At 39.8% G+C, this 24,325-nt stretch carries 23 protein-coding genes; 13 read left to right on the top strand and 10 right to left on the bottom strand.

Features of this window, described 5'->3' with window-relative positions:
• Positions 1–36 precede the first annotated feature (36 nt).
• Entirely contained in the window at positions 37–906 is an 870-nt protein-coding gene (locus tag H5126_RS06545; RefSeq protein ID WP_259396035.1) for a helix-turn-helix domain-containing protein, read from the top strand.
• On the opposite strand, the gene H5126_RS06540 is transcribed toward H5126_RS06545, so the two are convergent.
• The 3 genes from H5126_RS06540 to H5126_RS06530 form a co-directional block, all read right to left on the bottom strand.
• On the bottom strand, positions 839–2,899 hold the full coding sequence (locus tag H5126_RS06540; RefSeq protein WP_182720837.1) for a TonB-dependent receptor: 2,061 nt from the start codon (positions 2,897–2,899) through the stop codon (positions 839–841). The genes H5126_RS06545 and H5126_RS06540 overlap by 68 nt on opposite strands.
• A 74-nt stretch (positions 2,900–2,973) precedes the next feature.
• Positions 2,974–3,630, bottom strand: a complete 657-nt coding sequence (locus tag H5126_RS06535; protein ID WP_182720836.1) for a YoaK family protein — start codon at positions 3,628–3,630, stop codon at positions 2,974–2,976.
• A gap of 29 nt (positions 3,631–3,659) precedes the next feature.
• Positions 3,660–4,349, bottom strand: coding sequence for an ABC transporter substrate-binding protein (locus H5126_RS06530; protein ID WP_182720835.1), 690 nt, complete (start codon positions 4,347–4,349; stop codon positions 3,660–3,662).
• A 122-nt stretch (positions 4,350–4,471) separates the two neighbouring features.
• On the opposite strand from H5126_RS06530, the gene H5126_RS06525 reads away from it, so the two are divergent.
• The 3 genes from H5126_RS06525 to H5126_RS06515 all read left to right on the top strand — a co-directional run bounded on the left by H5126_RS06525 (position 4,472) and on the right by H5126_RS06515 (position 6,265).
• Entirely contained in the window at positions 4,472–4,720 is a 249-nt protein-coding gene (locus H5126_RS06525; RefSeq protein ID WP_039485113.1) for a TIGR03643 family protein, read from the top strand.
• Between the two features lie 76 nt (positions 4,721–4,796).
• Positions 4,797–5,159: a hypothetical protein gene (locus H5126_RS06520; protein WP_182720834.1), complete on the top strand. Its 363-nt coding sequence runs from the start codon at positions 4,797–4,799 to the stop codon at positions 5,157–5,159.
• Between the two features lie 23 nt (positions 5,160–5,182).
• Complete coding sequence (locus H5126_RS06515) at positions 5,183–6,265, top strand: endonuclease/exonuclease/phosphatase family protein (protein WP_182720833.1); 1,083 nt, start codon at positions 5,183–5,185, stop codon at positions 6,263–6,265.
• A 218-nt stretch (positions 6,266–6,483) separates the two neighbouring features.
• Here the strand turns inward: H5126_RS06515 and H5126_RS06510 are convergent, their stop codons facing one another.
• Positions 6,484–6,939 carry a hypothetical protein gene (locus tag H5126_RS06510; protein ID WP_182720832.1) on the bottom strand — a complete coding sequence of 152 codons (456 nt, stop codon included), beginning with the start codon at positions 6,937–6,939 and terminating at the stop codon, positions 6,484–6,486.
• A 376-nt stretch (positions 6,940–7,315) separates the two neighbouring features.
• On the opposite strand from H5126_RS06510, the gene H5126_RS21455 reads away from it, so the two are divergent.
• The gene (locus tag H5126_RS21455) at positions 7,316–7,447 is read left to right on the top strand and encodes a hypothetical protein (RefSeq protein WP_259413546.1); all 132 of its coding nucleotides are present in this window, start codon (positions 7,316–7,318) and stop codon (positions 7,445–7,447) included.
• A gap of 374 nt (positions 7,448–7,821) precedes the next feature.
• On the opposite strand, the gene H5126_RS06505 is transcribed toward H5126_RS21455, so the two are convergent.
• Entirely contained in the window at positions 7,822–9,198 is a 1,377-nt protein-coding gene (locus tag H5126_RS06505; RefSeq protein ID WP_182720831.1) for an NAD-dependent succinate-semialdehyde dehydrogenase, read from the bottom strand.
• Between the two features lie 217 nt (positions 9,199–9,415).
• Positions 9,416–9,931, bottom strand: a complete 516-nt coding sequence (locus tag H5126_RS06500; protein WP_182716784.1) for an NUDIX hydrolase — start codon at positions 9,929–9,931, stop codon at positions 9,416–9,418.
• Between the two features lie 234 nt (positions 9,932–10,165).
• Between H5126_RS06500 and H5126_RS06495 the strand changes: the two genes are divergently transcribed.
• The 6 genes from H5126_RS06495 (at position 10,166) to H5126_RS06470 (ending at position 16,646) form a co-directional block, all read left to right on the top strand.
• On the top strand, positions 10,166–11,506 hold the full coding sequence (locus H5126_RS06495; RefSeq protein ID WP_182720830.1) for a sigma-54 dependent transcriptional regulator: 1,341 nt from the start codon (positions 10,166–10,168) through the stop codon (positions 11,504–11,506).
• 14 nt (positions 11,507–11,520) lie between these two features.
• A complete protein-coding gene (locus tag H5126_RS06490; RefSeq protein ID WP_039485081.1) occupies positions 11,521–11,730 on the top strand; it encodes a histidine kinase in 210 nt (69 codons plus the stop codon).
• Between the two features lie 38 nt (positions 11,731–11,768).
• Positions 11,769–13,253: an ATP-binding protein gene (locus H5126_RS06485; protein ID WP_154903470.1), complete on the top strand. Its 1,485-nt coding sequence runs from the start codon at positions 11,769–11,771 to the stop codon at positions 13,251–13,253.
• Positions 13,254–13,715: a response regulator gene (locus H5126_RS06480; RefSeq protein ID WP_039485075.1), complete on the top strand. Its 462-nt coding sequence runs from the start codon at positions 13,254–13,256 to the stop codon at positions 13,713–13,715.
• Positions 13,716–13,725: 10 nt separating this feature from the next.
• Positions 13,726–15,693 carry a hybrid sensor histidine kinase/response regulator gene (locus tag H5126_RS06475; protein WP_182720829.1) on the top strand — a complete coding sequence of 656 codons (1,968 nt, stop codon included), beginning with the start codon at positions 13,726–13,728 and terminating at the stop codon, positions 15,691–15,693.
• 332 nt (positions 15,694–16,025) lie between these two features.
• Positions 16,026–16,646: a fumarylacetoacetate hydrolase family protein gene (locus tag H5126_RS06470; protein WP_182720828.1), complete on the top strand. Its 621-nt coding sequence runs from the start codon at positions 16,026–16,028 to the stop codon at positions 16,644–16,646.
• Here H5126_RS06470 and H5126_RS06465 read toward each other — a convergent pair.
• The 3 genes from H5126_RS06465 to H5126_RS06455 form a co-directional block, all read right to left on the bottom strand.
• Positions 16,597–17,520, bottom strand: a complete 924-nt coding sequence (locus H5126_RS06465; protein WP_182693575.1) for an ABC transporter substrate-binding protein — start codon at positions 17,518–17,520, stop codon at positions 16,597–16,599. The two genes, H5126_RS06470 and H5126_RS06465, sit on opposite strands and share 50 nt — an antisense overlap.
• A 117-nt stretch (positions 17,521–17,637) precedes the next feature.
• Positions 17,638–18,690, bottom strand: coding sequence for an aldo/keto reductase (locus H5126_RS06460; RefSeq protein ID WP_182720827.1), 1,053 nt, complete (start codon positions 18,688–18,690; stop codon positions 17,638–17,640).
• Positions 18,691–18,708: 18 nt separating this feature from the next.
• Complete coding sequence (locus H5126_RS06455; protein WP_002958095.1) at positions 18,709–19,137, bottom strand: thioesterase family protein; 429 nt, start codon at positions 19,135–19,137, stop codon at positions 18,709–18,711.
• Positions 19,138–19,818: 681 nt separating this feature from the next.
• Here H5126_RS06455 and dinB point away from each other — a divergent pair.
• Entirely contained in the window at positions 19,819–20,871 is a 1,053-nt protein-coding gene (dinB, locus tag H5126_RS06450) for a DNA polymerase IV (protein ID WP_182695735.1), read from the top strand.
• 129 nt (positions 20,872–21,000) lie between these two features.
• On the top strand, positions 21,001–22,521 hold the full coding sequence (locus tag H5126_RS06445; protein ID WP_182720826.1) for a leucyl aminopeptidase family protein: 1,521 nt from the start codon (positions 21,001–21,003) through the stop codon (positions 22,519–22,521).
• 71 nt (positions 22,522–22,592) lie between these two features.
• Here the strand turns inward: H5126_RS06445 and H5126_RS06440 are convergent, their stop codons facing one another.
• A complete protein-coding gene (locus tag H5126_RS06440) occupies positions 22,593–24,230 on the bottom strand; it encodes a methyl-accepting chemotaxis protein (RefSeq protein WP_182695734.1) in 1,638 nt (545 codons plus the stop codon).
• Positions 24,231–24,325: the final 95 nt, after the last annotated feature.

Below are 24,325 nucleotides of genomic sequence, written 5' to 3'. Positions count from 1 at the left end.
GATAATGACATTAAATAACTAAAAACAGACAAAACTATGTTTGATGCAATTGGTTGGGACGACATTAAAAATTTTGAAACTATGGCGCAGCCCATAATAGCCAAAATAGAGCATGCCCATGCAAGTCACGAAATACCACTACATACCCATCCAAAAGGGCAATTAATTTTAGCGCTGCATGGGTATGTAACGTGTGAAGTATCGGCCAAAATGTGGATGGTGCCCACGCACAGTGCAATTTGGATCCCAGCACAAAAGGTGCATAGCAATAGGGCGTCTGATAACGCGCAGCTTTGTCATTTATTTATTGATAGTAGTAAAAACGGTATGCCGCTAAATACCTGTACGTTAGCTATTACGCCGTTGGTTAAAGAGCTAATGTGTGAGTTGGCTGGGCATAATCAGCACTATACTTTAAATAGTAAAACAGCGCGTTTAGCGCAGGTGTTATTTGATCAACTTATTGATATGCCCGTACAACCACTGGATTTTGTATTATCTAAAAATGAGGTAATTCAAACTATGAGCGATCAGCTTATAAACAAGCCAAACAACCGAAAAACACTACCACAATGGGCTAAGCAGTTTGCATTAACTGAGCGCACATTAGCGCGGTTAATTAAAAAAGAAACCGGTATGACATTTGGAAAATGGCGTACGCAATTGCATATAATTACAGCCTTAAAAGCGCTTTCTGATAAGCAAAGTGTGCAGCAGGTGTCGGAGTTATTAGGGTATGAGTCGGTGAGTGCATTTATTACTATGTTTAAAAAGGTAATGAAAAAGTCGCCCATGAAATACATGAGCGATTTAAATCAGCTTAGCCCTCAAATAAGCATTACCACGTATAAGTTGCCGAAAGCATCGCGTTACGAGGCCTACCCGGGAAGTATCTGTCGCCGGTAAAACTGGTGTAATCGGCGCGCTCTGCATAGGCCTCATCAGTTAAGTTAATAATACGAGCAAGTAGCTCAAGATTACTAGTAACTTGCCACTGTGCGCGTAGGCTTAAAACATCATGCCCTTGGTATTTATTTAAGTTTTCTGGGTCGGTGTAGTAGTTACCAACGCGGTGCCACTGCAAAGCAAATTGCGCGTTGTTTAATGCCTGCCATGTTAAATCGAGATTAGCAATATTACGCGGCGCGGTATCTATGTCGTTGCCGTTTATATTTAAACCGTTAAGTATTTGGTTGTTAGTGTAAGTATGCTTTGCGTGAGTGCCAGCAAAGTTAAGCGCAAGCGACTTAGTGAGCTGGTAGTCAAGCTCAAGCTCAATACCACGATGGCGAGAGCTGCCATTATTTACCGTAAAAAAGTCACTATCGCGGTAAATCGTATTGTGTTTACTCATAGCGTAAAGTGACACGCCATAACGTAGTTTTTCGTAAATTCCTTTAATACCCAGCTCTGCGTTATTAGCTATTTCGGCGCTTAAATTTGCAGTAGTTTGCTCGCGTTGTAATTGGTATAGTTCAGCCGCTTGTGGCGCTCTGTAACCGCGAGAAAAGTTTGCATAAAGCGTGTTATTTGTATTGTACTGATAACTAACCCCAAGCTTTGGCGATAGATTACTAAAACTATTTTTAGCACTCGCTGGGCGGCTGTATCGGCAGCCACCAAAGCCGCATTCTGTACCATCGTCTTTTGTTCTACCTGCTAGCATATTATTGGTGTAGTCGTACTGCATATGCTCGTAGCGAACACCGGCAGTAAGTAACCACTTATTTAATTGCCAATCAACCGATGCAAAAGGGGCATAAAGCGTGGCGTTTACATCGTAATCGTAATGCTTACCTTGTGGCACTGTAGCCACTAAAAATGCAGAGCCTTGAGTGGGCTCGTTTTGGCTTTGAGTAAAATCGGCTTGCGTGTATTCGCCATCAAGCCCTAGGTTTACTTTTACATTACGTTGTAAATTATATTGATAAAGCGATTGTACGCCAAAACCTGTTTGGCTGTTTTTTTCAAGCGGTGTGCCGGGTAAAAAGTGCTTAAAAAAGTCCATGCTTTGGTCGCGAAAATATAACGTAGTCGAGAGCACATCATTGTTATTTAATTGCCATGTTGCATTGCTCCATGCTCTAAATGCGCGTGCTTTTCTAAATGCGTCAGGGTCAAAGTTTTTTTGCGCGAGGTCTTCGTTTTTATAGCTTTCAAAGCCTGTAATAAATCCCGCAGTTTGCTGATCAAGATTTGTATAAGTAAGGCCTGAGGTAAGTAATAAATTATTCTTTGAATAGCGATGGCGAATATTTACTTTTTGTTGCTCTACGCTTTCGTCGTCGCGGTAACCGCTATCGTCGGTAACACTTGCGTTAATGCCGATACCGCTGTTGCCGTAATCTTGCCCTGCGCGTAATTTGTAGCGAGTATAACCGTACGAGCCATAATCTAAACCAACTAAGCCACCGCCTTGTGTGGTGTCGGGCGTTATTACATTAATAACACCATGCACAGCGTTTGAGCCATAAAGTGCAGAGCCAGGGCCTTTTAGCACTTCAATGCGCTGCGCCATTTCGCTGTGCGCCTCAAATAGCTCGTTTATATTACAAAACCCAGCGGCTCTAAGTGGTATGCCATCCTCCAAAGTCAATATGCCACCACAAGCGCCAGCGCCCGAAAGTACCGGAGAGCGAAGTGCGGGTAAATACTCTTGGCCATTTCCGCGTTGAATATTAGCCCCTGCTACACGTTGCAGGGCTTCTTCAATATGGGTAGGCGCTATGCTATTTAGCTGCGCTTCACTAAGTGTACTTATTGATAAAGGGAGTGGAGTAGATAGCGCTTCAATACGTGATGCCGTAGTTGTTATGGTTTCTATTGCATCATTGTTTTGATTATCGGCAAACGCGGTGTGGCTAATGGGTAATATCAGCGGCAAAAAATAAGGTTTCATACATTCCTTGAAAGTAATCTTTATTGCATTGCCTCTATAATATGCGGTTTTAATATGCATTTAAACTTGTTGCGTTAAAGCGTACGTAACCTATAAACCCGATACGTAATTGATAAAACAAAACAAGCCACAGCAGGAAATACCAAAGCCAGCACTAAGTAATGCTTAAATAAAACGTAGCCGGTTATACCGCCTAGTAAAAAGCCTGCAATAATGAGTAAAAACATAACGCCTTTACGGATATCAAATTGCTCACCTTTAAGCGCTTTACCTAGCATTAAACCAAGGTCAGTAAAAATACCGGTTAAATGTGTCGTACGTATAACAGCACCACTGTAATTAGTTGCTAGCGCATTTTGTAACCCACACGCAGCAGACGTTAAAACAATGCCGCAAACGAATGTGTTTTTGAGTAAATAAGCACTCGCAAGTAGTAGCAATCCTTCAATAAAAAGCAAAGTGTCGTAATGACGACCAAGTTTTAATGAGCCACCAGAGAGCAAAAAGCCCGACAGTGCCGAACCCAACATAAAGCTAACAATTATTGAAAGTAACAATAAGGCAGTACTGGGATTAGTTATTGCTTTAATACCAAGTAAAGTAACAGAGCCAGATACATGCGAAATAGCCTGGTGCTCAAACCCTAATAAGCCTACAGCGTTTACTATGCCCGCTATAAATGCCAGTGTAAACGCGCCATATTCAACCCACTTTGGTAGTTTTGTAAACATTGGTTATCTCTTAACGTGTGCAGTGTTAATTATTGAGTTTGTGCTTTAAAACGCTTTATTTGCTCATCAACTAATTTTGTATCTATTACGCCACGCTTAAAAGCAATGTAAGTAGGAAACGTAAACTCATTGAGTTGCCTAGCGTATACGTTTTTATATTCCTTTGAGTACCACAAACCCGCCTGATAGTTAGTTATTGCGTATTCAACGCGATTTTTTTCTAGCAGCTCAAAAGTGTCTTTAGTTGAAAGTGAGCGAAGCAGATTATTCTCATCAAGTTTATACTTTTTAGCAATAACCTCAGGCACAGCAACACCGCGTAGCATCGCTATTGGGGTATTTGATAAATCGTCAGTGAGCAATTTATCTTTGTTTAAAGCAAATAAACCATACTTAGTAGTATGCAAGGGCACGCTTGTAAAATCTAAATACTCTGCTCGTTCTTTTGTATTGGCCAAAGAGAAATAGCAGTCGTAGTAGCCCTGCGCCATTTCTTTTTTAACGCGCGCCCATGGAAGATGAATTACGTCAATCTTAAGATTTAAATTACGCTCAATAAACGTTAAGTATTCAATATCTAAACCCGTGAACGTATCGCTTTTCTCATCAAATATAGTAAAAGGCGGGTAGTGAGTTGTTACGCAGCGCAGGGTTTTACTTGGCGCTGCAAGTAATAATGAAGGTAAAGTTAAAGCTAAAAACAGAAATATTGCGCGCATAAATAAAAATTCGATATCTTTTAAAATACATAAATTGAACGCCAATTATACAGTTACTGAGCTTAATTGCATTGATCTAAGTATTTTTACCTAGCGTATAGTTAAATTTTGTGAGATGTACCATGTTTAACGCAGAGCAGCAGTCACGCATTATCGAAATGGCGTGGGAAGATAGAACCCCTTTTGAGGCAATAGAGCAGTTATACGGATTAAAATACTCCCAGCTGGTGGTATTTATGCGCGAACATATTTCAAAAGGCAGTTTTAAAGTGTGGCGTAAACGCCATGCTGGTCGTAAAACAAAACACTTAAAATTACGCGATCCCGCTATTATGCGAAGCCACTGTAAAACACAATATAAACAACGTTAAATAAGTGTAAGTTGTTTCATATGATGTTCAGCCGTGTTTGTTAACCTTTAGCTATAAATTACGCTAGAGATTATTTATGAGAGCACTAACATACACAGCACTAATAGCATTGGCTTTATGTTCAATCAGTGCAAACGCAAAACCGCATAAAGATAAGCATGGTCATAAACACGGCGATAATAAGCATCATTCACATAAACACAACGACAATGACTACCTTTCTAAAAAAGAGGCAAAGCAGTTAATTCGCGCAGGTTGGACGCCACTAGGGCTAAGTAAAAGCTATCACCGAGGCGACTTTTTAGATCGTGATTTATATAAACGAGGTAGAGTGATTGAACGCTCTAGAGATAGTGGTACAGTGAGTATTGAAATAGACCGTACAGTTATTCACATGGTGCACGACACCCGAGAAATACTTTCAATCTTAAGTCGCTAAACTAACTTTATAAGGATATTAAAATGCTTATTGCGCTGGCTATAATTATTGGCTTTTTTTTACTGGTTACCTTGTTGCCAATGTCGTACAGCCAGCATTACTTAGTGCGTAGCTGCGACTTTGTGCGCTTACAGGTATTTTATATTGCCAGTTTTGTAGCCGTTACATCGTTGTTTTTATTATGGCAAAGTAGCGCAATAGGTTATGTATTTATAGCCTTAACCTCATTACTTATAATGATTTTACAAGGTAAATGGATTTACCCGTATACGTGGCTAGCTAAAAAAGAAGTGCAAAGCGCACCGAAGCATATAGACCACAGCGTACGAATTATGTCGGCAAATGTACTTATGTCGAACCATAAAAGTGAGCAGCTAATTAGCCTTGTAGATGAGCACCAACCCGACCTACTCATTACGCTTGAAAGCGATAGCTGGTGGGAAAATAAATTATCAGTCATTAAAAAAAATTACCCGTATTACATAGAATGCCCTAAAGACAATCGTTACGGCATGCACTTATACAGCAAGTTTAAAATACTCGATGCACAAATATGTGAGCTAATAGAAGAAGATATTCCTTCAATTCATATTCTGTTTGAAAACGATGAAGGCCTGCAAATGCAAGGGCACTTTATTCACCCAGCACCGCCAAGCCCGACCGAAGAAGACTCATCACGCCCGCGCGACTCAGAGCTAATAATGGTGGCTAAAGCACTTAAAAACCCTACACGGCCTACTATAGTTGCCGGAGATTTAAACGACGTAGCATGGTCGCGTAGCACCCGTTTGTTTATGCAAATAAGTGGCTTTTTAGACCCTCGAAAAGGCCGTGGTTTTTATAACACCTTTCATGCAAGCTACTTTTTTATGCGTTGGCCGCTCGATCACTTATTTCACAGCGAAGGCTTTAAAGTAAAGCGTATTAAGCGCTTAGCTAAGTATGGCTCTGATCACTTTGCACTCCTTACTGAGCTTTCTTACGAAAACGCTAATCAGCAATCATTGGAAGATAAATCCGATGAGCTTAAGCAAGAAGAAATTCAAGAGCTTGCTATGAATAAGGCAGATAAGCGAAAAGTGCCGAGGTTTGAGGAAAAGTTATAGCTATTAGGCAGTGTAGGTCGGATAAGCGAAGCGCCATCCGACACAGTAAAATACCTTGCCAGTTATAATCATTATTTATGTTGTCGAGTGGCAGGAGAGTGCCAATTGCAAACAGTGGTAACTTTTAAATAAGGGGCGCAGGCACGTAGGGCATAATGGCGAAGCCGCCCTGCGTATTTGCGTCCCAGCCCGCGCAGCGGGCGTACTTAATTTTTTTGTTAGAAGCCTGCACGCCGTTGTTCCCTACGAGGATCGTGTGGATTTACATTACCACCAAATATTTGTTTATACACCTGGCCTAAGTCTGAAGTGATTTCCAACGTTACTAGGTAAGGTGTGCCCAAAGCTGAACGCCAATAGTGATACTGCTTTTGATATTGCTCATTAAAACTAAAAGTAACATTGGCTGACTTAAGCCATGATGAGGGAATTTTATGAGAATTCAGCATTTTAATAAGCAATTTGCGCATGCTTTTAGCAAATGGATCGAGGCTATTTTCAACACAGTTAGATTCTACTTCTAAGAGATTGATTGAGACAGAAGAGATGTTTTCTTGCTCTGCAAGTAAGCATAGTTGTCCCATAGCCCAGTAGCCAAGATGATCGTTATTGCGGTTATTTAGCATATGAGCAAAGTTTCTTACAATTCCCTTGAACTCTGAACGACGAGCCATGATTCTCCTTGGCTTCTAACAATTTAATAGTGCGCTCATCGCGCATATTTCTGCCGACGTCACGCTCATTTTTCTGAATGATATAGTTTTAACAAATAGTTTAAGGTATTACTATTACTAAGTTTCTGAAACTTTAAAGAAAAGATAAATAGAACAATATGCGCTCAGCGCTCATTTTCATGAATATATGCGCAAAGAGCAGCCTTACCAATCAATTCACGACGATATTTGGCCAATCTCAATGACCGCTTATCGCTCATTGTTGCCTGTCAGGTTAAGTCTAGTGAAATAGATTGCATTGCATAGTTAAAGTTTTTATATTGTTCGGCAATATTTTATTTGGTGCTAATAAAGCACTGCGTGCAAAGGAAAGCATGTGAATTATAAAAAAATGTACTACCCAGTTAAGGCGCTTGCTGTTTTATCTTTAGTTGCTGTTGCTATTAAGTACTGGATGCCAACTGAAATTGGCTTTGCGTTTATACTGTTGCCTTATTTGCTTCTATAGTTTTTAGCTAACGCTAAAAACTATAAAAATAAACGGCTCATTTTTATTAGAATTATAGCTGCATTACTTACTATTACTTTAGCGGCAGTACTTGTCTTTGGTATTGAACCTGACCCTCAAGCTGGGATTGGTATTATGTTTTTGCTGATAATGCAGCTAGCTGCAATTAGTGCCTCTGAATTTATTATATTATTCTTTTATATTGATAATGATTAAAAAGCAAACTGCTCATTTACAGTTATTACTGTTTAGTTGCTTTGTGGTTTGAACTTAGTAAAGACTAAGCTCTTCTGTAATCTAATTTTAAAGTTAAAAAAACCTAAAAGCGGTTACCCACTTTTAGGTTTTTTAATGTACTAGTATTTAAGGCTAAATTAGCTATTGATCATAATACATTTGATATTCACAAATTCGCGCATACCAAAGCCGCCGTGCTCTCGGCCGTAGCCACTTTCTTTAACACCACCAAACGGTAGGTTGGGTTGAGCAAGGCCGTAACCGTTAATGTTGATCATACCGGTATCAAAGTGCTTTTTAGCTAGTTCAATGGCTTTTTTCTCATCTTTAGAGAAAATACCGCCGCCTAAACCGTAGCGAGAGTCGTTAGCGATGCGCATTGCATCGTCGTTGTCTTTGGCTTTAATAAGCGAAGCTACTGGGCCAAATAATTCGTCGTCATAGGCTGGCATACCAGGGGCTAAGTTATCTAGTAGAGTAGGTGGGTAGTAGTAGCCCGTTTGCGAAGGTATTTCGCCGCCCGTTACTATGTTTGCACCTGCTTTAACTGATTCCATTACTTGGTCGTGAATCCCGTCGCGTAAGTCTTCACGTGCCATTGGACCTAAGTCTGTGTCGTCTGCCATTGGGTCGCCCATTTTCATGGCTTCAAATTGCTCTTTAATTTGCGCTTTAAAGTCATCGTAAAGTGACTCTACAACAACGAAACGTTTAGCTGAAACACACGTTTCACCGTTATTGATCATGCGCCCGGTTACACAGGTTTTAACTGCAAGCTCTAGGTCTGCGTCATCAAGTACCAAGTAAGCGTCGTTACTACCAAGCTCTAACACTGTTTTCTTAACGTATTTACCTGCTTCTTCTGCTACTTTTTTACCTGTCGCATCACTACCGGTAAAGGTTACGCCGCTAATTGCTTTGTGCGAAATTAAAGAACTGGCTGTTTTGCCGTCGATAAGTAGATTGTTAAAGCAATACTCTGGGAAACCAGCTTGTTTAAATAGCTCTTCTATTTTTTCAGCCATGCCAAATACATTACCAGCATGCTTTAATACGGTTGTGTTACCCGCCATGATGTTAGCAGCACTGTAGCGAATTACCTGATAAAGCGGAAAGTTCCATGGTTGAATGCCTAATAGTACACCTGTTGGTTGGTAGCTGATAATTGCGCGGCCGCCGTCCATATCACGTTCTTCGTCAGCAAGTACTTGTGGGCCTTGTTCGGCTGTATAACGACAAATTCCTGCACATAGTTCAACTTCTTGAAAGCCTTGCTCGTAAACTTTACCCATTTCTTCGGTCATGAGTTTTGCAATAGCTTCTTTTTGATCTTCAAAGAGTGAGGCTAACTTATTAAGGTATTTTGCACGTTCAGTGAATGACGTTAATCGCCATTTTAAATATGTTTCGTGAGATTTTTCGATTACCTGTTCTGCTTCCTTTTGAGAAAGTAGTGTATAGGTTTCAATGGTTTGCTCAGTTGCGGGATTAATCGTTTTAACTGTGTTACTCATTTCTATCTCCTTACAAATTTAGTTATTTAAAAGGTGCAAGGCTAGAGCCAGTTTTTAAAAAAAAGTTGATTTTGTTTTTATCCATCTGATTTTATTAATTAAATTTAGATTTTTGCTGAAGGGGTATTTTTTAAATATAAAAATTGAGGTGCTCGAGGCAGTAAAATATTCTGGGCGTTGCAAAATTTACAACACCCTCTGGGGCAAACACAGAGCTTTATATTAGCTCCTTTGCAATGCGCTTTAATAAGTAAGTTTCTCGTAAAATAGAAAGCCCTTGTTTTTCACTGTTAGCAATGGTGCGCTCGTTATGTGCAATTGCGTCGTTAATATCAACCCATTTAGCTGTCATGCCATTTTGCTGCTCGTAATGCTCTAACTGCGCTTTGCCAAACTCGTCGGCTATACTGCATACAAAGCAATACGATTTAATATGAATAATATCAAAATCGTCCTTATACCAAGGGCGATACTCTTCATAGAGTCCAAAAGCTTCAACTACACTTATTTGTTGTGCACCGGTTTCCTCGCTTAGTTCGCGAATTAAGCCTTGCTCAATACTTTCGCCGTCATCTACTCCACCGCCGGGTAGGCTGTAGTCTTCATAACGGTTTGTATACATTAAAAGTATTTTATTATTTTTAATTACAATGGCGCGAGCTGTTAAGCGTGTAAATTGAGTACCTTGGTCAATATTAATACCTGAATGTATTAAGGTTTTTAATTGCTGCATTTCGTCTCCTTTTTTAGGTTTTTAATAATAATAGTTGCTACCATTCTATAAATAGAAACGATTTTAATTATTAATCATAATTTGTGATCGATTTTTTTCAGCATACGTAAATGTTAGGTTGGTAACATTAATAGCATTTAATCGCTTAAGTTTATTTTAAAAATTAGATTCTGGGCGCACCTTTAAATTAATATCAAGGATGCGTAGAATAAGAAAAAAGCATAGGGATTTATCATGTTAGACATACTTTTAGTAGATGACGACGTTGAATTTAGTGACGTTGTTTGCCACATAGTCGAATTCCTCGGCCACAATATAAGCACAGCTACCAGTTTAAAAGAAGCACATCAATGGTTTGAAAATAATGCCTTTGATCATGTGCTGCTTGATTTTATGCTGCCTGATGGTAGCGGTTTGCACTTACTTGATCACTTAAAAACGATTGGGCAATCTCCAAAAATTACACTTATTTCGGGCCATCCTTCAGTTAAAGGTATTTTAGCTGATATGTGTGAGCCAAATGTAGGGCATTTATTAAAACCATTACAACGTGAAGATTTAGAACTCGTTTTAAATGGCCCTAAAAAAGCAGTTAAAAAAGCAAAGTCGAGCGGTATTGTACGCCACTTTGGCGGTTTAATTGGTGAATCTGAGCCAATGCAAAAGCTTTACAACATGATTGAACGCGTAGCTAAAACAAATGCTAACGTGATGCTTATGGGTGAAAGTGGTGCAGGTAAAGAAGTAGTGGCTCAAGCTATTCATAACGCAAGCCAGTGCGAAGGACCATTAGTTGCTAGCAACTGTGGCGCACTTTCAAAAGAGTTAATTGGTAGTGAGTTATTTGGCCACGAAAAAGGCGCATTTACAGGCGCAATTGCACGTAAAGAAGGTGTATTTGAGCAATCAAATAACGGTACTTTGTTTTTAGATGAAGTAACTGAAATGCCAATTGATATGCAGCCAAATTTACTGCGAGTGCTTGAAACTAAAAAGGTAACACGCGTAGGTGGTAACAGAGAAATACCAACCAATTGCCGTGTTATTTCAGCTACTAACCGCTCGCTTACCGATTTGGCACAAAATAATGTTATTCGTGAAGATATTTACTTTAGGTTGGCTGTTTTTCCTATTGATATACCGCCACTTCGCGATAGAAAAGAAGATGTACCTTTATTAGCGAAAGCCTTTTTAGATCAACTTAATGCCGAAAACGGCACTGCCTTTAGTTGGACTGCCGCACAGCTCAAAGAGCTGCAAAGCTATGAATGGCCGGGTAATGTGCGAGAGCTCCGCCATGCTATACACCGTGCATTTATTATGAGCGACCCACAAACCAGCGACATTATTTTACCTGATAACTTAGAGTCACCCTTTTCGCGCGTTAATAATCAAGCTGCCGAAAAGCCTGTATCAGCAGGGCAAACAATTGAAGAAGTTGAAAAAGAACTTATTCATGCAACGCTTGATAAGGTGCAAGGTAATAAAACGCTTGCTGCACAAATGCTGGGTATTAGTACTAAAACACTTTATAACCGCCTTAATGCATATGGCGGTATTGGCGAATATAAATAGATTTGAGGAAGGGCATGACATCCGATAACCAAACAGAGCAACTCAATAAATTAGTACACGATGCAAGAGGGCCGCTAAATCGTATTTCGATGAATGCTGAGCTGATTAAATTGGTACTTGAAAACGATATGCCAAAAGAAAAAGCGTTAGATGCACTTGATAAAATTATCAATAATTGCCAACAGTGCAGCGAAAGTTTGCAAAAAATATCAGACTCTCAATAAATATTAAGTGTTGTATAAACTTTAATTCGGGAAGCTAAATGAGCAAGAAAAAACAGCAAGGTAAAGCGAATATCACTTGGGCAACATTTATGGTGGTTGTGCTAGGTATTATTGTGGGCAACGCATTTTTAGCATTGAATACGATTCAAGGCTTAACACAAACCCAAAAAAGTTTAGACAACACTAGCATGCTAACCACTGCAATTGAGAAGCTGCATCTATCCATAGTGCAGGCTGAGTCTGGGCAGCGTGGTTATTTATTGACAGAAGAGACTGACTATTTAACGCCGTACTACGATGCTGTAGGCCAAATTGAAGCGCAAACAGATCATGTCAAGTCGCTTCACTCTGAGATTGACGGTCAAGCTGAGCGTATAGCCCAGTTGTTAGTTCTTGTAGATAGTAAAATTAAAGAATTAAAACAAACTGTAAACCTTGCGCTAGATGACAAAGAAAGACGTGCGTTGTATGTATTAAATACGCATAAAGGAAGAAAGCTTTATAAGCAAATTAGAGAGTATGTTAATGAAATTCAAGACCGTGAATTACTCTTTAAAGTAAGCCATTTTTCTAAATTAGCACAGATTAAAAATGAAGCTAAAATTACATTCGCTATAACAGCAATAACGAGTGCGTTACTGATTATTGGTATGTTTATTATGACGCGCCTTAATTTAAGAAATGCAGCACAATATCGTTTTGAGCTTGAAAAACAAAACGAAACATTAGCAATGAAGGTTTCTGAGCGGACACAAGAGCTAACATTATATTCAGATGAATTGAGCCGTAGTAACCGAGAGCTTGAAGAGTTTGCTTTTGTAGCAAGCCATGATTTACAAGAACCTCTTAGAAAAATCCAAGCCTTTAGCGACCGTCTTGAAACCATGTTTAAAGATGAATTGGGTGAAAAGGGGATGGATTACATTGGGCGCATGAAAAATGCAGCGCAGCGTATGTCTAACTTGATTAACGACTTATTAGAGTTTTCGCGAATTACAACGCGTGGTAAAGATTTTGATGACACGAATTTAAATGAAGTTGTAGCTGATATATTAAGTGATTTAGAGATTGCGATAAAAGAGTCTGAAGCACAAATTGATGTAGATGATTTACCAGTTATTCAGGCCGATAAAAGCCAAATGCAGCAGCTGTTTTTAAACTTGTTGTCGAACGCTGTTAAATTTAGGCGTCCCGACGTAAACCCACACATAAAAATCAGTTATCAAGATGAAGATATTTTCAGCTCTGATCATAATACTCATTTAAGTTTTCAAGTTATTACCATAGAAGATAACGGTATTGGTTTTTCACAAGAATATGCCGATAAAATATTTGTACCGTTTCAGCGCTTGCATGGACGCTCACAATATAAAGGCACGGGTATTGGCCTTTCTGTATGTAGGCGTATTGTGGAGCGCCACGGCGGAACAATTACAGCCCAAAGTAAAGACGGTGAAGGTGCAACCTTTATTATAAAACTACCTGTGGAAGCTGAGCTTTTCACATTGCAAGGAGAGGCTTAAATGCCCTATTCAAAAGTAAAACCGATTACTATTTTAATGGCAGACGACGATGAAGATGATCGTTTGTTAACACAAGATGCCCTTGCTGAAAGTCGTGTACTTAACGAGCTTCATTTTGTTGAAGATGGCGTTGAGTTGCTTGAGTATTTAGAGCGTAAAGGTAAGTTTGAAGACAAAGCAGTTTCGCCGCGTCCTGGACTTATATTACTTGATTTAAATATGCCTAGAATGGATGGCCGTGAAGCGCTTGAAGCTATAAAAGGAAACCCTAACTTAAAGGGAATTCCGGTTGTTATATTAACTACGTCTAAACAAGAAGAAGACATGGTTAAAGGGTATAACTTAGGTGCTGCATCTTACATTACAAAACCAGTAACGTTTGATGGTTTGGTTGATTTGATGAAAACGCTAGGAAAATACTGGGTAGAATTTGTAGAGCTACCGACAACATTTAACGATTAATGGAGATTGTATGTTAGATAAAGTGACTCAGTTGCTGCTTGTAGAAGACGATGAAGATGATTACATACTCACCTGCGACTATCTGGACCAATTGGATTCACACACGTTTAACATTCAATGGATAAGCTCTCCAGAGCAGGCAATTGCAACGCTTAGTAAAAATGAGCACGACATTTGCCTGCTTGATTACCGCTTGGGTGCATCGAATGGTTTAGATGTATTAAAAGAAGCAATTGCCAATGGCTTTAGCGGACCGATTATTATGCTTACCGGGCAGTCAAACGACGAGTTAGACTCGGCGGCGCTTGATGCCGGTGCAGTAGATTACTTAATTAAAACAGAAATGAGTTCGAGCCGCTTTGCGCGAGCTATTCGTTATGCTTTGGCACGTAAAGATGTTGAAGGCGAGAGAGTAGAGCGCTTAAAAGCTGAAGCCGAAAACCGTTCAAAAGATCGATTTTTAGCTCATTTGAGCCATGAGTTACGTACTCCTCTATCGTCTATTTTAGGCTACACCGAACTGTTAATGCAGAGCGATTTTAGTCAGCAAGCTGAAAATGAATTGGGTGTTATTTATCGAAACGGTAAACACTTATTGAGCTTGTTAAACGACGTGCTCGACTTATCTAAAATAGCAGCCGATAAACTGGAACTTACCCTAAGCGAAGTTAACCTTGATAGCATGCTTGCCGATGTTTACACGCTAATGCGCGTATCGGTGCTTGATAAGGGCCTTACGCTGCGCTTTGAATCACATCAGCCATTACCTTTGGTTGCACGACTGGATGCAACAAGAGTTCGTCAAATTTTAATAAATTTAATAAACAATGCGGTTAAATTTACCGATAAAGGCGAAATTGTTGTTAATGCGTGGATGCAATGGGTTGATGATCGCGAAATGCTATTTTTTAGCATTAAAGATTCAGGTATGGGCATTGCCCCTGAAAAACAAGAACTTATATTTAAGCCATTTGAACAAATAGCAGATGTAGAATCACGCTCTGTAGGTGGCGCAGGCTTAGGTTTGGCAATATGTGCTGAATTGTTAGCGCGTATGCACGGTGATATTAGTTTGCACTCTGAAATAGGCAAAGGTTCTACATTTACGATTTCGGTATATCCAGGTGATATTAGCGAAGTAGAACGACAAGTACTTAATTTTAGTAGTGCCCCACAATTACAAAGTAAATCGGCTCCATGCAAAGTGCATGGGCGAGTATTAGTGGTTGATGATTTACGTGATTTACGCATGTTAGTTGGTCATATGATCAGTACCTGTGGTGCGCGCGTAGATTATGCCGAACATGGCCAGCAAGCACTTGAAAAAGTACGCATAGCAGATGCGTATAAAGCGCCTTACGATATTATTTTTATTGATATTCATATGCCTGTAATGGGCGGCAAGGAAGCTACCATAGAGCTTAGAAAAATGGGCTACAAAGGCCCAATAATTGCGCTCACTGCAGCTACTATGAAAGGCATACATGAGGAGCTTGCTGCACTTGGTTTTAACGATGTAATACCAAAGCCTGTTGATAGCGCGGCTTTATATCAATGTTTGCAAGATTACTTGGTAGCGCCAGAGCATGCACCGCAAGCTAAAGATATAAATTGTAGTAATGGCTTAACCGAGAAAAAGCAGCGCTTTTTACTTGTGGAAGACGATCATGATGCAGCGCAAATTACGCAACTACTTTTAGAAAGTTTAGGCGTTGAAACCGTCATTGCGTCTAGCTGCGCACAATGTTTGCAAATACTTAATCACGACCAGCAATTTAATAAGGTATTGTTAGATATGCATTTACCTGATGGTCGTGGCGTTGACTTAGGCCAGCAAATTAATGAACGATACCCTGAATTACGTTTAGTGATTGTAAGTGGCGCAGAGCCAGATCCAAGAGAAATAAAAGATTTAAATATTGACCGAGTTTTACTTAAACCTATTAATTTGAGCTTACTTGAAACGCTTATTAGCTAGGGCCTGTTTATCTTTCGAGGTTAAATTTGCAGCAGTTTATTTGGTATTTAGGCAAGGCTGAGTCTATGTAGTGTGGTTATTCCCCATAAATAGGCGATAACGTAGCACAAATGCCAAATATGCGCTGCCCGAAGGGTTCTGTCCAGGGGCTATTTACTTTTTGTTGCTCGGTTTTTACTTATTCTTACAGGGATGTAAGTCAGTAGAATAACGCAGGAGCAGTTATCGAGCCCACTAGGTTACAAATCTCGCGCCGCGATTAAATAGCCCCTAGATTGAACAAATTTTAATCCTGAAAGGTCAACAGGTCCAATAACTGAGACATTATTTATATGCATTCAATAAAGTTAGTATCTGAAGAATTAACACCATCAAAAGTAGTGTGTGTTGGTCGTAATTATACCGCACACATTGCAGAGCTAAATAACGAAACGCCAGATCAAATGGTTTTATTTAATAAGCCAAATAGCGCAATTACTAATACGTTATTTGCAGCTCACAACGGCGATACGCTGCATTATGAAACCGAGCTATGTTTTGTAGTTAAAGATAAAAAATTTGTAGGTGTTGGACTCGGCCTTGATTTAACTAAGCGTACTGCGCAAAGTAAATTAAAAAATAAAGGGCTTCCATGGGAGCGCGCTAAAGCGTTCGACGGCTCTGTAATTTTAACTGATTTTGTAGCGCTAACTGATGCAATGAAGCACTTTACCTTTGAACTTAAAATTAATAATGAAGTGATTCAGCGAGGTGATACTGATTTTATGCTGCACAACCCTGACTCAATTTTACATGAAATTAGTGAATTTATGAGCTTAGAAGACGGTGATGTAATAATGACAGGTACACCGTCGGGCGTAGGTGAGGTAACAGCTAAAAGTATTTTTGCAGTGGCGCTTTATGCTAATGATCAGTGTTTGCTTGAGCATCAGTGGCAAGTAAGTAAAAATTAATGACTTGCTGTTGGTAGTGTTTATCAAAGTCAGTAAAGGTGGTTTTAAGCCAATTATGCTGACTTTGTTGATACTCAGGCGATTGAAGTACATTATTTTTTAATGCGCGGTTAATTTTTTTAAGGGCTTGCTCTGCAAAATTATTAGGTGCTTTAGCCGCACAGCCTATTGCTCCTCTTATAAATTGAATGTCATTTTCTGCAATTGGCACACTTTCTATATTCGTATACTCCCCTTGTTTATTAAAGTAATCAGCCATAAACGGGTAATCAATTGAGTAGTCTAAAAAGCCGTGACTCAAGCGTGCTATAACAGCCTGACTTTCATTTTCGCTACTCCAACTTAACGAAGACTCTTTATCTCGTTTTGTATTTTCAATAATTGTATTAATTTTAGTTGTAAATTTACGTGCAGCCGCTTGCCCGTATACATATTGCGGGTCGGTTAATAAATTAATAAGGTGAATAGGCGAGCCGTGCTTTTCTTCTAATTGCGGCTTTAGATCTTTAGTCGTGATAATTGAAAATGGGGGATATACCGTTGTTGGATTTGAGTAGTTAAGTTGTTGGTTATTATTTTTTTTATAAATAACACACGGAAAACATACATTTTTCCCTTCATTTAAATATTTATTTATACGCTGCTGAGGAACAATTAAGCGAGTATGTTTTACATCAGTTATGGTTCTGATGAGTTGCTCGGTTAGGTTGTCGCAAATACCGCCTTGTGGTGCGCTTTCACTTTTAGCTATATGAAAAGGGGGCGTGTAACTTTGCAGCCAAATAATCTCTTCTAGAGGTTGTACTTTTTGCTCAACGGCGTGCGCGTTGAATACAATTAATAAGCAAAATGCATAGTATCCGTTTTTCAGCATTGATAAGTGTTCGTTGAATTAAGAAAACTTAATAAAAGTATAGTGTTGGTTGTAGTAGGGTCAAATATTTTAGTTAAAAAGCAACCTCATTCAAGGCTGCTTTTAACTCATACATGCTTAATAAGGCATCGGATGGTTTCTAAATATGGTGTTAATCTCACTAAGAATTTCGTCGTTTAGCGTTATGCTAAATGCGTCTATATCTTCCTTTAATTGAGCTATAGATGTTGCCCCAATAATTGAAGAAGTTACGCCATCTACTTGGTTACACCATGCTAAGGCTAGTTGTGCTGGAGTAATATTGTTTGCATGAGCCAGCTCAACATACTGCTTAGTTGCTTGCTCTGCATTGAGTGTATCTCTAAAAATACCGTTACGCTGCATGAAGGTCCAACGAGAGCCTTCTGGGCGAGCTCCATTTAGATATTTACCCGTTAATAAACCGGCTGCTAAAGGCGACCACGGTAAGTAGGCAATATCTTCGTGTACACATTGTTCTATTAAATACGGCCAGTCTTTAGCGTGCGCTAAGCTAAACTCATTTTGAATAGATACCATACGCGGTAAGTTATGCTCTTTGGCCAAACTTAAAAACTGGCTTATACCCCATGGCGTATCGTCAGATAAACCGCAGTGCTTAATTTTACCTGCTTTAACACATTCATTAAGGCCTTCTAGAATATCAAGCATACTAGCTTGCTGCTCTTGTGTATTTACGTCGGTAAATTTAAGAGTGCCGGGCCATTGTCTGCCAAAGTGAGGGGTAGAGCGGTTTGGCCAATGTAGTTGATATAAATCAATGTAGTCTGTTTGAAGTCGCTTAAGTGAATCATCCACGGCTTCTATTACTGTTTGGCGAGTAATATTGCCGCCATCACGTACCCACGATAATCCATTGCCTGCAATTTTTGTAGCTAGTACCACATCGCTGCGCTTTTGCTGATTACGCGATAGCCAATTGCCAATAATTTCCTCGGTTTTACCATAGGTCTCTGGCGAAGGAGGTACAGCATACATTTCGGCTGTATCAATAAAGTTTACGCCTTGCTCTAGCGCGTAGGCTATTTGTTCATCAGCGTCGCTTTGAGTATTTTGTTTACCCCAAGTCATACTCCCTAGGCACACTCGAGATACGTTTACGCCACTGCTACCTAGTGGGTTGTATTGCATAAAAATTCCTTAACTAAATTAGTTTTGAGCATGGCTGATTAAAGCCGATAAAAGAGGCTCGGAGATTGGGGCTTTTTGCCCTGTAGTAAAATCAAACATTACAACTTTAGATGCACCCGTAGTCGTTATTGCTTTTTGTGCATGGCTGTAAACTGTGTAGTTCATGGTAAAGCGATCTGTTTTAAGATCTGTAATTGTAACGCCTACAGTGAGTGTGTCGGGAAAAGTTACTGGGCGTTTATAGCGAACGTTATTTTCGCTTATTACTGGGCCCACACCGTTTGGGCTTATTGTGTCGAACAAATTTATTTTATTTAAAAAGTCGATTCGGGCTATTTCAAAGTAACGTAAATACACTACATTATTTACGTGTTGTAGCGCATCCATATCAGCCCATGCTACGGTGATATCGGTATGAATAGGGTGCTGATCTTTAAACGTTTGCATTATTTATTGGCCCTTGATTTTTAAAGTACTTAGATTATCAACATGGTGTTACGAGCTCAAGGTAATTAATGGCATGTTTTTTTTATAAGATGATTGTACCTGTTTAATTTTAGGTCTACAGTTAAATTACACAGACACACAAAAACACACACAAAGGTAATAATATGCAGAATATAATTAATTGGTCCTTAGCTTGTTTGGTTTTTATAGCCTCTTTTACCTGTTACGCGATGGGGAATGAATCTGGCGCTATCATTTTAATGTTGGCAGGATTTTTATTTGAGGTTATGTATTGGCTACGTGGTTATAAGAGAACGGAGGACAATAAACACTTTTTTTAATCGTTAACTAGGGCCTGTTGACCTTTCAGGATTAAAATTTGTTCAATCTAGGGGCTATTTAATCGCGGCGCGAGGTTTGTGACCTAGTGGGCTAAGTAAAAACCGAGCAACAAAGAGTAAATTGCCCCTAGGCAGAACCCTTCGGGCAGCGTATGTTTGGCATTTGTGCTACGTTATCGCCTATTTATGGGGAATAACCACACTACATAGGCTCTGCCTTGCCTAAATACCAAACATACTGCTGCAAATTTAACCTCGAAAGATAAACAGGCCCTAGGCTTGCTTATTACATTTGATTCTATAATAATGACTGTATAAATAACCAGTTATTATTGTGGTGATGAAGAAGTTTATTCACATAGACATGGATTGCTTTTATGCAGCAGTAGAAATGCGAGATAATCCAAAACTTGCATGTGTACCGCTTGCTATTGGAGGCAATAGCCGACGAGGCGTGCTCTCAACCGCTAACTATATAGCTAGAGAGTATGGCGTGCGATCGGCTATGTCGAACTATCATGCTAAACAATTATGCCCCGATTTAGTTATTGTCCCAGGGCGCATGGCTGTATATAAAGAAGCTTCAAACCAAATACGCGAAGTATTTAGCCGCTATACAAACTTAATTGAACCCCTTTCTTTAGACGAAGCCTACCTAGATGTAACAGACAGCACCGCTTGTAAAGGCAGTGCCACACTTATTGCACAGCAAATAAGAGCCGATATTTACAATGCTACAGGGCTCACTGCATCAGCTGGTATTGCACCGATTAAATTTATTGCCAAAATAGCCAGTGACGAAAATAAACCGAATGGTCAATTTGTCGTTTTGCCTGATGAGGTCGATGACTTTTTAGCGCAATTACCGCTTGGGAAAATTCCAGGAGTGGGCAAAGTAACGCTCGAAAAGCTAAATTTAAAAGGCTTATATACCGGCAAGGATGTACGTGAAAAAGGCGTTAACTGGATGCAGCAACATGTGGGTAATTTTGGTGTGTCGCTTTATCAAAAATGTGCAGGTGAGTATGTTGGTAAAGTATCCACAGATCGTATAAGAAAATCGCTGAGTGTTGAACATACCTACGAGTACAACAAAACAAGTTTGCAAGAGTGCTTAGATGAGCTGCCAAGGTTGTTAGACGAATTAGTTTTAAGGCTTAATAAACAGCAGTTACGAAACCGTATTAATAAATTGAGTGTTAAGGTGAAGTTTGCAAATTTTGTAGTGACCTCTGCCGATCAGGTATACCACGAGCTAAATACAGAAATATTTGTTCAACTACTTACTAAGGCCTACCAGCGTGGGCTACAACAGCCTGTAAGATTACTTGGCATAGGCGTTGGCATTAAAAACGAGCCAGAGCAAAACTTCCAACTTAGTATTCTCGATTAAGCTGTAAAGCCTGTAACTCCAAGTTGCCATTTATTGATAGGTTATGTGATTAGCTCATCGCTCCTTGCTGGTCTTCAATATTTAAATCGACGATAATAGGGGCTTATGTTTTCTAACAGGACCTTATTTATGGCATACCCTCAAGCGGTTAGTGCAAGCCTTGAATGCACATCTCATGATGCGCTTATTATTATTAGTAATGACTTTTCTCAGTTACCAAATAACTCATTACGTGATGCTATTTTAGCTCAAGCAAACGTAGATTCTCGCATCGGTAAGCAAGTTACTTTATTAGTAATTGAAAACAAGCGCGTTGTACTTGCGCCAACCGGTCCGTTAAATAGAGATTACGACGACGTGCGTCGTTATTTTGATGCTGCTAAATTAGCAATTAACGAAGCAAAAGCGTCGGGCAGTGTTAACCCTGCATTATTTTTAACAAATTTAAATGGCGATAGCCGTTATCAGCATGCTTTAGAAGTTGCTTATTTAGGCGCTTGCCAAGCCTTATGGCAGCCATTAGAAGCGCGTGAATATCACGGTGAAAGCATTGAACCTATTACACAGATTGGTTTAGTTGGCGCAAGCGAGCAAACTATTAAAGCTGTTAATGCAATTGCAGCAGGCCAATATGCAGCGCGTGACCTGTGTGGCACTGAACCTGAGCGTATGGCTCCCCCACGTTTTGCTGATTACTGTGTTGAATTGTTTAAAGACTCAAACATTGCAGTTGACGTAATTGATGATATTGCAGCTATTGATAAAAACTACCCAATGCTAAGTACAGTTGCTCGCGCATCGTATGCAGTTGAGCGCCATCACCCCCGTGTTGTTAAGCTTGAATATATACCAGAGGGCGAAATTACTCGCACACTTATGTTTGTAGGTAAGGGCCTTGTATACGATACAGGCGGTGCAGATTTAAAAGTAGGCGGCCATATGGCAGGCATGAGCCGTGATAAAGGCGGCGCAGCTTCTGTTGCGGGCTTTATGAAAGCCGTTGCTGATTATCAGCCTAAAGGCGTTAAAGTGGTCTCGTACTTAGCTGTTGTTCGCAACTCTATTGGCTCAGATTGTTTTGTGCCAGATGAAATTATTACTAGCCGTGAAGGTGTTCGTGTACGTATTGGTAATACCGATGCAGAAGGGCGTTTAGCAATGGGCGACCTGCTTAGCGAAATGAAAGATTTAGCTAAAGGTGAGATTAACCCAACGCTGTTTACTGTTGCTACATTAACGGGTCATGCGGCACGTGCAATGGGTCCTTACGGTGCGTATGTTGAAAATGGTCCAGCTCGTAGTGCTGGTGTCTCACGTCAAATAGCTGACCTTGGAGATTTGTGGGCCGATGGCGCTGAAGTATCGCGTTCACGCCGTGAAGACTACGACTTTATTAAACCACGTACGCTAGCTGACGATGTTTTATCTAGCAATAACGCAGCATCTGCCGTTACTGCTCGTGGACATCAGTTCCCTATGGCGTTTATGGCTATTGTTGGTGGGCTTGATAAGCACGGTAATGACTCTGCACAGCCTCTACCTTATGTTCATATGGATATAGCAGGTAGCGGTGTTGAAGGCGGTGATTGGCAGCATGGTAAGCCAACAGCTGCATCAGTAACGAGCTTGTTTGCACGTTATTGTTTGTAAGCTAAAAACTTACATGTAATAAAAAAGCCCTGTTAATTCAGGGCTTTTGCATTTTATGAGAACGCTATCGATTAATCTAATTTAAAACGATTAACTACGCTCGAAAGACCTTCGCTACTTTGTTTGAGATTATCACTGGCATCGGTAAGCTGCTTAGTATTATTTAATGATTGCTCAGTTGATTGAGATAGCTCATTTATACGCAAATTAACCTCGTCGGCAGCTTGCGTTTGTTGCTCTGTGGCACGTGCTATTTGGCTGTTCATTTCGGTAATAATTGAAACAAGTCGTTCTATTTCATTAAGTGAAGTATTGGCTGATGACGCCTGCTCTACGGTAGAAACTGAAAGTGCTTGGCTTGATTTAACTGCTTCTACTGCTGCTTTTGCACCTTCTTGTAGTTTAGTGATCATGGTTTGAATTTCGTCAGTACTTTGCCCTGTACGACTGGCCAGTGTTCTTACTTCATCTGCAACAACAGCAAATCCTCGACCATGCTCTCCTGCGCGAGCAGCCTCAATGGCAGCGTTTAATGCCAGTAAGTTTGTCTGCTCCGATATACTTCTTATTACATCAAGCACAGAGCCTATATTATGGCTCTCGTTGGCTAAATCTTCTGTTACACGGCTTACTGTTTCAATGTTGCTTGAGAGCGTTTCTATTGCTGTAATTGTTTGCGCAACCACATTTTTACCCGTTGATGCGTTTTGTGCTGCATCCTTAGCTGCTTGCTCTGCTGCTTCAGCGTTACGGCTCACATCGTGTATTTGGTGAGTCATTTGCTCCATGGCAGCTGCAACTTGGGTTGAACTATCGTTTTGAAGCTCAATAAATGAGTGGCTTGTTCTACTTGAGTCGTCAACTGTATGCGCATGTTCGCTTACATCGTTTGCACTTTGTGCTACATGAACAAGTGACTCTCGCATTTTTAGAGCAAATAAATTAAATGAACGTGATAGTTCAGATATTTCATCATTACCGGATTCATTTAATTTACGGGTTAAATCGCCTTCGCCTTGAGAAATGTCTTTCATCATATCGGCTGCTAAGCGAGTCGGTATTAAAATACTCTTACCTATAAAGTAACTAAGTAAAATAACAGCAATAATCATAATTATTGCACTGATGACTATAAGGTTACGTTGCTCGCTAAATGCTTCTTCAATTGAATCAAGGTAAACACCCGAGCCAATAATCCACTGCCATTGATTAAAACCTTTAACAAATGCGATTTTTTCAACCGGTTTATCTTTACCTGGTTTTGGCCATTTATAAGGGATAAATCCCTCGCCAGAGCGTTTAACTATATTTACCATATCAACAAACAATGCTTTGCCGTCAGGGTCCTTGTTATTAGTTAAATCTTTTCCATCAAGCGCAGGTTTTATAGGGTGCATAACCATTGTTGGCTGGTAATTGTTAATCCAAAAGTAATTGGTTTTGTCGTAGCGCAGTGCTTTTATTGCATTAAGTGCTTGTGATTGAGCTTGTTGTTGAGTGAGAGTGTTATCTTGTTCAAGCGCATAATAGTGCTCGATTATACTGTACGCCGTTTCTACTACATTTTGTGTTTTTATGTATTGCTCGTCTTTTAGCGAACTATATTGATGAGTTAGGCTCGATATACTAAGTATTATTAGTCCAAATACAACGATGGCTATTAACAGTGAAAAACGCTGGGATATACTAAAACTTCGTAGATTAGGCATACATTTATCCTCAAAAAGTGTGCGCTTTAGCGCATAGAATAAGCGTAGCTAAAAAAAGAGTTTAATCTAGGCTTAACGCCTATTAATGCAAAAAA

Source organism: Pseudoalteromonas sp. SG45-3 (assembly GCF_014164075.1).
GTDB classification, from domain to species: Bacteria; Pseudomonadota; Gammaproteobacteria; order Enterobacterales; family Alteromonadaceae; genus Pseudoalteromonas; species Pseudoalteromonas distincta.
The sequence above is the reverse complement of the archived record's forward strand: the minus strand, read 5'-3'. Positions and strand labels throughout refer to the sequence as shown.